The sequence below is a fragment of the Bradyrhizobium sp. genome, assembly GCF_049691595.1.
Classification (GTDB): domain Bacteria; phylum Pseudomonadota; class Alphaproteobacteria; order Rhizobiales; family Xanthobacteraceae; genus Bradyrhizobium.
The window spans coordinates 1-8,705 of the sequence record NZ_JBAVNZ010000127.1 but is presented as its reverse complement, the minus strand read 5'-3'; the positions used below and the strand labels follow the sequence as shown (position 1 = coordinate 8,705).

At 64.1% G+C, this 8,705-nt stretch carries 10 protein-coding genes; 6 read left to right on the top strand and 4 right to left on the bottom strand.

The window, feature by feature from the left end; genetic code table 11:
- The 4 genes from WCE35_RS05870 to WCE35_RS05855 form a co-directional block, all read left to right on the top strand.
- Nucleotides 1–1,001 (top strand): acetyl-CoA C-acyltransferase (locus WCE35_RS05870; protein WP_424592406.1); only part of this gene is annotated, 1,001 nt, incomplete at its 5' end.
- 119 nt (nt 1,002–1,120) lie between these two features.
- A complete protein-coding gene (gene pcaH, locus WCE35_RS05865; protein WP_424592405.1) occupies nt 1,121–1,822 on the top strand; it encodes a protocatechuate 3,4-dioxygenase subunit beta in 702 nt (233 codons plus the stop codon).
- On the top strand, nt 1,819–2,424 hold the full coding sequence (gene pcaG, locus WCE35_RS05860) for a protocatechuate 3,4-dioxygenase subunit alpha (protein WP_424592407.1): 606 nt from the start codon (nt 1,819–1,821) through the stop codon (nt 2,422–2,424). The genes pcaH and pcaG overlap by 4 nt, the downstream gene beginning before the upstream one ends.
- Nucleotides 2,425–2,706: 282 nt before the next feature.
- Complete coding sequence (locus WCE35_RS05855) at nt 2,707–3,033, top strand: hypothetical protein (RefSeq protein WP_424592404.1); 327 nt, start codon at nt 2,707–2,709, stop codon at nt 3,031–3,033.
- A gap of 35 nt (nt 3,034–3,068) precedes the next feature.
- On the opposite strand, the gene WCE35_RS05850 is transcribed toward WCE35_RS05855, so the two are convergent.
- The 3 genes from WCE35_RS05850 to WCE35_RS05840 are packed head-to-tail and all read right to left on the bottom strand — an operon-like array spanning nt 3,069 to nt 6,284.
- Nucleotides 3,069–4,628: a DHA2 family efflux MFS transporter permease subunit gene (locus WCE35_RS05850; RefSeq protein ID WP_424592403.1), complete on the bottom strand. Its 1,560-nt coding sequence runs from the start codon at nt 4,626–4,628 to the stop codon at nt 3,069–3,071.
- Between the two features lie 2 nt (nt 4,629–4,630).
- On the bottom strand, nt 4,631–5,797 hold the full coding sequence (locus tag WCE35_RS05845; protein WP_424592402.1) for an HlyD family secretion protein: 1,167 nt from the start codon (nt 5,795–5,797) through the stop codon (nt 4,631–4,633).
- Nucleotides 5,790–6,284 (bottom strand): MarR family winged helix-turn-helix transcriptional regulator, encoded by a 495-nt coding sequence (locus WCE35_RS05840; RefSeq protein WP_424592401.1) that lies wholly within the window; start codon nt 6,282–6,284, stop codon nt 5,790–5,792. Before WCE35_RS05840 ends, WCE35_RS05845 begins: the two co-directional genes overlap by 8 nt.
- Before the next feature lie 140 nt (nt 6,285–6,424).
- Between WCE35_RS05840 and WCE35_RS05835 the strand changes: the two genes are divergently transcribed.
- Nucleotides 6,425–6,913, top strand: coding sequence for a Fur family transcriptional regulator (locus tag WCE35_RS05835; RefSeq protein ID WP_424592400.1), 489 nt, complete (start codon nt 6,425–6,427; stop codon nt 6,911–6,913).
- A gap of 34 nt (nt 6,914–6,947) precedes the next feature.
- Nucleotides 6,948–7,886, top strand: a complete 939-nt coding sequence (locus tag WCE35_RS05830; RefSeq protein WP_424592399.1) for a DMT family transporter — start codon at nt 6,948–6,950, stop codon at nt 7,884–7,886.
- Between the two features lie 617 nt (nt 7,887–8,503).
- Here the strand turns inward: WCE35_RS05830 and WCE35_RS05825 are convergent.
- The coding region (locus WCE35_RS05825) for a sulfurtransferase (RefSeq protein WP_424592398.1) at nt 8,504–8,705 on the bottom strand (202 nt) is incomplete at its 5' end.

Here is an 8,705-nt window from a genome sequence, read left to right as displayed (position 1 = left end):
TGGCGCTGCTGTTGGCCGGCATGCCCGAGACGGTTCCCGGCCAGACGCTCAACCGCCTCTGCGCCTCCGGGCTCGATGCGGTCGGCGCGGCGGGCCGTGCGATCCGCGCCGGCGAGATCGATTTCGCGATTGCCGGCGGCGTCGAATCGATGACGCGGGCGCCGTTCGTGATGGGCAAGGCGCCGGAAGCGTTTTCGCGCTCGGCCGATATTTTCGACACCACCATCGGTTGGCGCTTCATCAATCCCTTGATGAAGGCGCAGTATGGCGTCGATGCGATGCCCGAGACCGGCGAGAACGTCGCCGAGGAATTTCAGGTGTCGCGCGCCGATCAGGACGCGTTTGCGATCCGCTCGCAGCAGCGCGCCGCGGCGGCGATCGCGTCGGGCTATTTCGTCGAGGAGATCATCCCGGTTTCGGTGCCGGGCGGCAAGGCCGGACCGATCAGCGTCGACAAGGACGAGCATCCGCGCCCCGAGACCACGCTCGAAGGATTGTCAAAACTGAAGCCGATCGTGCGCAATCCCGGCACCGTGACCGCCGGCAACGCGTCCGGCGTCAATGACGGCGCTGCCGCGATGATCCTCGCCTCCGAAGCCGCCGTAAAGAAGCACGGCCTTAACCCCCGCGCGCGCATTCTCGGCCTTGCCTCGGCCGCGGTGCCGCCGCGCATCATGGGCATCGGCCCGGTGCCGGCGACCCGCAAGCTGATGGAACGGCTCGGCTTCAAAATCAGCGATTTCGATTTGATCGAGCTCAATGAAGCCTTTGCCAGCCAGGGCATAGCCTGCCTCCGGCAACTCGGCGTCAAGGATGATGCCGACTTCGTCAACCCGCATGGCGGCGCGATTGCGCTCGGCCATCCGCTCGGCATGAGCGGTGCGCGGCTGGCGATGACGGCGGTGCACGGCATGGAAAAGCGCGGCGGCAAACGCGCGCTCGCCACCATGTGTGTCGGCGTCGGTCAGGGCGTCGCAGTGGCGATCGAGAAATTGAATTGACGGGGATGACCCAGGCCGTCATTGCGAGCGCAGCGAAGCAATCCATAGCGCCGAAAGCTGGATTGCTTCGTCGCTGCGCTCCTCGCAATGACGGAGAATATGCCGAAAGGGCTTGATCCATGACCCTGATCTACCCCATCGCGAGCAACGCGGCGCATCCGCCGCGGCTGTCGCCCGCCTACAAGAGCACCGTAAAACGGTCGCCGCAAAAGCCGCTGATTCCGATGCGGCATACGCTGTCGGAACTGACCGGGCCGGTCTATGGCCATCAGACGGTGCGCGAGAACGACCACGACCTCACCATCCAGCACAAGGGCGAGCCGCTCGGCGAACGCATCATCGTGCACGGCCACGTGCTCGACGAAGACGGCCGCGGCGTGCCGAACACGCTGCTCGAGGTGTGGCAGGCCAATGCCTGCGGCCGCTACATCCATGTGGTCGACCAGCACCCGGCGCCGCTCGATCCGAACTTCACCGGCGCCGGGCGCACGCAGTCCGACGCCAACGGTTACTACAAATTCGTCACCATCAAGCCCGGCGCCTATCCCTGGGGCAACCATCACAACGCCTGGCGGCCGTCCCACATCCATTTCTCGGTGTTCGGCCATGCCTTCGTCTCGCGGCTGGTGACACAGATGTATTTTCCCGGCGATCCCCTGTTTCCGTTCGATCCGATCTTCAATTCGGTGACCGATGAGAAGGCGCGGCTGCGGATGATTTCCGCATTCGATCTGGAAAACACCAGGCCGGAATGGGCGCTGTGCTACCGCTTCGAAATCGTGCTGCGCGGGCGCAGCGCCACGCCGATGGAGACCAAATAGTGTCCGAAACCGCCAAGGGAATTACCCCGTCGCAGACCGTCGGTCCGTATTTCGCCTATGGGCTGACGCCGAAGGGCAAATACGCCTGGAACGACGCCTTCAACAACAACCTGGTGACGCCGGACGCCTCGGGCGAACGCATCCGCGTCGAGGGCCGGGTGTTCGACGGCGACGGCGCGCCGGTGCCGGACTGCATGCTGGAGATCTGGCAGGCCGATGCGCAGGGCCGTTTCTCCGATCCGAAGGACACGCGCGCGCTGCCGAATTCCTCGTTCAGGGGGTTCGGCCGGTGCGGCACCGATGCCAACGGCTTCTATGCCTTCGACACCATCAAGCCGGGGCAGGTAGCGGACCCCGACGGCGAGCCACAGGCGCCGCATCTGCTGCTCGCGGTCTTCGCGCGCGGCATGCTGCTGCATCTGTATTCGCGGATCTATTTCGACGGCGAAGCCGCGAATGCGAGTGACCCGGTGCTGGCGCTGGTGCCGGCCGATCGCCGCGCCACGCTGATCGCGGCGCGCCAGCCCGGCAATGGCAACGCGGTCTATCGCCTCGACATCCGCCTGCAGGGCGACAACGAGACGGTGTTTTTCGACGTGTGAGTTGATTGTCATCACCGGGCCTGACCCGGTGATCGATCCACTTCGAAAAAATCTTCTGTGAAGATTGATGGATACGCGAATCGAGCCCGCGCATGCGGCAGCGATGGACGTGCTGCGCCGCGTGGCCTCGTTCTCCGGAAGCGTAAGGTTACAAAGCGAGTTCGCCGGCATCATTCGATCGAATGATGCCAGGGCGCGCCGGCGTCAGGCGAATGGATGACGCCATGCCGGCCCTCGTCATGACAGTCTCGTTGCACCGATTCCGATCAAGGAGCAGGTGCGATGACAACGAATCGTTTCGATGTGGCGGGTGTCCTTCGAAAGGCGGCTGGCGTGCTTCTGATATCGAGCGGCGCAGCGCTCGCTCAGAACGCGGACAGCGCCCGGGTGGTGAGCCCGCAGCTGGCGCTGGCGGCGCCGCAATCTGGCGTCGCCACGCCGATCCCGGACTGCCCGCAAATCCCGAAGGTCTGCGCCCTGATCGCGGACCCCGCGGTCCGAAATTATATCGGACCGGCCGAATACGCCTGGGACTTCAACGCGACCGACGGCGCGCCCGGGCCAACACTGCAATCCGATCGCCGGGTCGCGGGGCTGGGCAGGAACTAGGCTGCCATAGGCCGATCCGGCGAATCTCGGCGAAACTACTCGATGACGGCGGGTTCCGGTACAGCCGATTGCTTGCGCAGCGCGGCCTTGGTCGAACCGATCATGACCGCCAGCGGAATGGCGCACAGCGTGAAGGCCATCACCATCTGGTAGTCGTGCGAGAATGCGATGATCTGTGCCTGCAGATTGACCATCGCGTCCGCCATCGCGCGGCCCTTGTCGGTGGTCAGGTCGATGATGCCGCGCACATCGGGCATCTGCAAAGCATGGTTGAACGGATTGACGTGCTGCGAGATCACGGCGTAGGTGCGGCGCGAGCCTTCGGTCAGTTGCGAAATCACGATGGAAATGCCGATCGAACTCGCGACATTGCGCATCAGGGTCAGCATCGAGGTGCCGTCGGTGCGCAGATGGTCGGGCAGTGTCAGAAACGCCACCGTGGAGAGCGGCACGAACACCAGCCCGAACCCGAAACCCTGGACGATGCTGATCGCCACGACCTCGGCCACCCCGGTCTGATCGGTCCAGGCCGTCATGTAGAACAGTGAAAGGCAGGTGAGGCTGAGGCCGGAGATGATCAGCGTGCGCGCCTCGATGTAGCGCATCATCCTCCCGACCATCATCATGGCAATGAAGGTGCCGCAGCCGCGGCTCGCCAGCAGCAGGCCCGCGGTGATGATCGGGTACCCCGCCACGTTCTGCAGGAATGGCGAGGACAGCGCCATGGTGGAGAACAGCACCAGGCCCATGACCGCCATGAACACGCAGCCGCTGATGAAATTCCTGTCCCGGAACAGCGCGAACTGGATGAACGGTCTGGCGGTCGTCAGCGAATGCGCGAGGAAATAATAGAAGCCGACCGCCGAGACGATGAATTCGGCGATGATCTCGCCGGATTCGAACCAGCCGAGCTGTTCGCCGCGGTCGAGCGCGATCTGCAAGCTGCCGATGCCGATCGCGAGCGCGGTGAAGCCGAACCAGTCGAAGCGCAGGTTGATGTCCTTTCTGGTCTCGTCCATGAAAACCAGCAGGCCGAGCACGGTGAAGACGCCGAACGGCAGATTGACGAAGAACACCCAGTGCCAGGAATAGGTCTCGGTCAGCCATGCCCCGAGCGACGGCCCCATGATCGGGCCCATCATCACGCCGGTGCCCCAGATCGACATCGCCTTGGCGCGCTCCTGCAGGGTGTAGCCGTCGAGCATCACCGCCTGAGACAGCGGCACCAGCGCCGCGCCGAACACGCCCTGCATCAGGCGAAACAGCACCATCTGGTTGATGTCCTGGGCGACGCCGCACAGCACGGAAGCCACCGTGAAGCCGCCGGCGCACAGGATGAAGATGCGCTTGCGGCCAAAGCGGTTGGCGATCCACCCCACCGGCGCGGTCATGATCGCGGCCGCCACGATGTAGGAGGTCAGCACCCAGTTGATCTGGTCCTGCGACGCCGACAAGGTGCCCTGCATGTAAGGCAGCGCGACATTGGCGATGGTGGTGTCCAGCGCCTGCATGATGGTCGCGGTCATCGCGCAGATCGTCACCATGTTCCGGCGCAGGCCGGGGATCATGCTGGGGGATGGCGCGGGAGCGGACATGGTCAGTCCTGGTTCGCAGCCGCCGGGTGGAAGCCGAGCAGGGCCGCGAGCGAGCGCCGGTGGTTGGTGTCGATGGTCGCATAGACGCTCATGCCGGCCTTCAGCCTGCCGACGAATTTGTCATCCTTGTCGAAATAGATCCGCACCGGCACCCGCTGCACCACCTTGACGAAATTGCCGGTGGCGTTCTGCGGCGGCAGGATCGCGAACTGCGCGCCGGTGCCGGGCGAGAGCGAGCCGACCGTGCCCCTGAAGACATGGTTGGGGAAGGCATCGACCTCGAGAATGACTTGCTGCCCGACCGCGACATAGGTGAAGTCGGATTCCTTCGGATTGGCGTCGACCCACGGGTTCGACGTATCGATCACGCTGAACACCGGCGTGCCGGCGGCGACGAAGCGGCCGAGTTGAATCTGCTCGACCTGGGTGGCGGTGCCGTTCATCGGCGCGCGCACGGTGGTGAGGTCGAGATTGCGCTGGGCATCGTCGAGCACGGCCTTGGCCTGCATGTAGGCGGGAAACTTTTCCAGCGGCAGATCGGGGTCGCCGAGCAGCTGGTTGAGAGCGTTGGACCGCTGCTGCCTGACGATCTGCAACTGGGCCTGCGCGGTGACCAGCGCGGTGGCGCTGTTGTCGAGATCGAGCTGCGATCCGGCCGAACTCTTCACCAGCGAGGTCTTGCGCTCGACATCGCGCTGCTTGAGCGCGATACCCGCGTTGACGAGTTCGATCGTCTGCCCGTAGAGCTTCACGTTGGCAACAAGGTTGTCGTGGCTGGTCTTGGTGTCATCGAGCTTGGCGCGCGCCTGCGCCAGCGCCAGTTGAAACGGCACCGGATCGATCTGGAACATGACGTCGCCGGTCGAAACCTGCTGGCCCTCCTTCACCGCGACGCTGATGATCTTGCCGGAGATATCGGGCGTGATCAGCACCTTCTGCGCGCCGACATAGGCGTCGTCGGTGGTCACGTAGCGGCCGCCATTGAGATAGAATGTGAGTCCGGCCATCAGCGCCACCAGCGGCAGCACCACCAGCAGCAGGAAGCGGCGGTAACGGCGTAAGCCGGCCATCAGCCGGCGGCGCGGTTCCGCGGCGATTTTCGGCCGGGATGCCGGGGCAGGCGGATTGGTCTTCTGTTCGGGCGGGAATTTGAGGACCGGATCAGCCATAACGCTGCTCCTTTCGCGGCGGTTCGCCGGGCGAATTCTGGATCGCGTTGCGAACGTTTTCCTTGATGGATTCGAGTTGGGCGAGCAGGCGGTGGGCGTCGGCGGGAGGGATGCCCTCGAGCGCGGTGGCGGTGAGTTCGGAGCGCAGCCCGCCGAGCTTGCCGAGCAGCGGCCGCGCGGCCTTGCGCAGATAAAGCCGGTTGACCCGGCGGTCGGTCGCGTCGCCGCGGCGCTCGATCCAGCCATTGTCGCAGAGCTTGTCGATCAGCCGCGTCAGCGTGATCGGCTGCATTTCCATCAGTTCGGCGAGTTCCGACTGCTTCAGGCCCTCACTGCGTTCCACCTTGGCCAGAACCGCCCATTGCGCGCGGGTGATGCCGTAGCGCGCCGCCTGCTTGTCGGCATAGGCGCGCACCAGCCGCTGCACCTCGCCAAGCGTAAACAGGAAGTTCATATCCACCGAACCGCGCATCGGCATCGTCTCCATAAGCTTTGACTATGATAAGCTAGCTTATGAATTCCGCATGGCGGGTAAACAGGGGTCTGCCCCGCCGAAACCACATGGCTGGAAGCCTCGATCCGGCCGGGGCTTTGGGATTGCCCGCCAAAATGCTACCAATTGCCACGATGACCTCGGCCAAACCCACATTTCCCGCGCCGGACCACGATCACGGCCGCTGCACCGCGGAAGCGATTTCGCATGCCGAACAGGTCTGCGCGCGCCGGGCGCAGAAATTCACGCCGATCCGCCGCCAGGTGCTGCGGGCGCTGTTGTCCAGCCATCGTCCGCTCGGCGCCTATGAGGTGATCGACCAGCTCGCCAAATCGATGCCGCGCCCGGCGCCGATCACGGTCTATCGGGCGATGGATTTTTTGATGGAGAACGGCCTCGTTCACCGCATCGAAAGCCGCAACGCCTTTCTCGCCTGCGCCCATGACCATGACGCGGCCGCGATGGTGGCGTTTCTGATCTGCGATCACTGCGGCCTGGTCGGCGAAATTCCGGCCGCGCCGGTGGCGCAAAGCCTCAACGCCGCCGCGCGCGCGTCCGGCTTTGCGCCGAAACTTTCCGTCGTCGAAATCGCCGGTACCTGCGCGCATTGTCAGAAGCCATAACAACGACACGGCGGCAAGCCGGCCACGGGGATCAATGTCAGCGAACGAAATAGTGCGATCTGCCGGGCGTCCGCTCAGCCCCGGCGCCATCGCCTTGATCCTGATGTTGTGCTTCAGCTGGGGTTTCAATCAGATCGCGGTCAAGCTGGTGCTTCCCGACATTCCGCCGATGCTGCAGGCCACGATCCGTTCGGTGGGCGCGTTGCCGGTGCTGTTCCTGATCGCGAGGCTGCGCGGGGTGAAGATCTTCGGAGCCGACGGTACGCTGCGGGTAGGCCTGTTTGCGGGCGTGCTGTTCGGACTGGAATTCGTGCTGATCTATCGCGGCCTGTTGCTGACCTCGGCCTCGCGCGCGGTGGTATTTCTCTACACCGCGCCATTCTTCGTTGCGCTCGGCTCCTACCAGTTTCTCGGGGAGCGGCTGCGCGCCTCGCAATGGGGCGGGCTGGGTGTCAGTTTCGCCGGAGTGGCGCTGGCGATCGGCGTGCCCCAGACCAATGTCGATGCCAATGTGATTCTGGGCGACCTCCTGATCGTCGCGGGTGGCGCGCTGTGGGCCGCCACGACGCTGCTCGTCAAGGCAACCTCTCTGCTGCGGGCGCCACCCGAAAAGGTGCTGGGATATCAGGTGGCGGTTTCGATCCCGATCCTCGGCCTGGCGGCCTGGATTTCGGGCGAAACCATCGCCCGGGTTCCTGGCCCGCTGGCCATGTCGCTGATGATCTATCAGGCGGTCTGGGTGGTCGGGCTCACGTTTCTGTTGTGGTTCACGCTGGTGAAGACCTATTCCGCCAGCAAATTGTCGGCCTTCACCTTCATCACGCCGCTGTTCGGCGTGGTCGCCAGCTACTTCATCATGCACGACACGCTGACCGCAGCGTTCGGCGCCGCCGCGCTGCTCGTGATCGCCGGGCTCTACCTCGTCAACAAGCCTGATCCGAGGATTGTGCCGGATCCCAACGTCCCGGCATGACCGGAGACTTCCGAGCGCCCTCGTGCGAAGCCGTTAAAGCGTGCCCGTCGGGCAAATCACCAAAATGCTGTCCAGCCCCCTTTCGAAAAATTCTTCGCTTTGCTCGTCGGGCAAATCATCTCTACAAGTTCGCGCCATCCCGTCCCGAGAAGAGGGGCGTTGGCCATCGTCACGAACGTTGGGACGGGTTGCGGTGGACGCGGCAGCGTTGGGCGCGAAGCGGGATTGCAGGGCGGGTCAACCCGTGAGCGATCACCATCACGCAGACGACCGGCGCTGATGCGGACGGCAAAACCGTGTGGTCCTGGCACCCGTTGCTGGTGCTAAATTAGCGGAGGTGCGTCGGCCCGACCGGGTTTAGACAATCCATATCCGCTGATGACGGTGACAAGACGAATTCGTCGCCGAGGAGAGCGCGGCATAAACCGTAAAACCATTGTGCAGGGAATGCCGGAATGCTCCGTCTGTACCTGTATGCTCGTGTGCGCCTTCTATGTGCATCCTTGCACACGAGACCGCGGGTGCAGCAAGCACCCGGCATTCCCTGCGCCCTCCATTCTCGAGGGTGACAAGCGCAGGAACCGGGCGCAACGCGCCGCGGGGTCGCGAAGTCTTGTCTAATCCGTTTCGATCGGCAGCGCCGCGTCTTTTGCCCATTCGCCCATCGAGCCGTCGTAGAGGGTGAGATCGTGGTAACCAAGCCGATGCAGCAGGAACAAATCGATGGTGGCGGAAATGCCGCCGCCGCAATAGGCGATCACGCGCTTGTCTTTGGCGATCCCCTGCGCGGCAAACTTCGCTTCGGCATCTTCGAGCGGG

Coding starts and splice junctions, on each gene's coding strand:
- pcaH (WP_424592405.1), top strand. CDS start 1,121: ATGACCCTGATCTACCCCATCGCGAGCAACGCGGCGCATCCGCCGCGG.
- WCE35_RS05835 (WP_424592400.1), top strand. CDS start 6,425: ATGACCTCGGCCAAACCCACATTTCCCGCGCCGGACCACGATCACGGC.
- WCE35_RS05840 (WP_424592401.1), bottom strand. CDS start 6,284: ATGGAGACGATGCCGATGCGCGGTTCGGTGGATATGAACTTCCTGTTT.
- WCE35_RS05830 (WP_424592399.1), top strand. CDS start 6,948: ATGTCAGCGAACGAAATAGTGCGATCTGCCGGGCGTCCGCTCAGCCCC.
- WCE35_RS05855 (WP_424592404.1), top strand. CDS start 2,707: ATGACAACGAATCGTTTCGATGTGGCGGGTGTCCTTCGAAAGGCGGCT.
- WCE35_RS05845 (WP_424592402.1), bottom strand. CDS start 5,797: ATGGCTGATCCGGTCCTCAAATTCCCGCCCGAACAGAAGACCAATCCG.
- WCE35_RS05850 (WP_424592403.1), bottom strand. CDS start 4,628: ATGTCCGCTCCCGCGCCATCCCCCAGCATGATCCCCGGCCTGCGCCGG.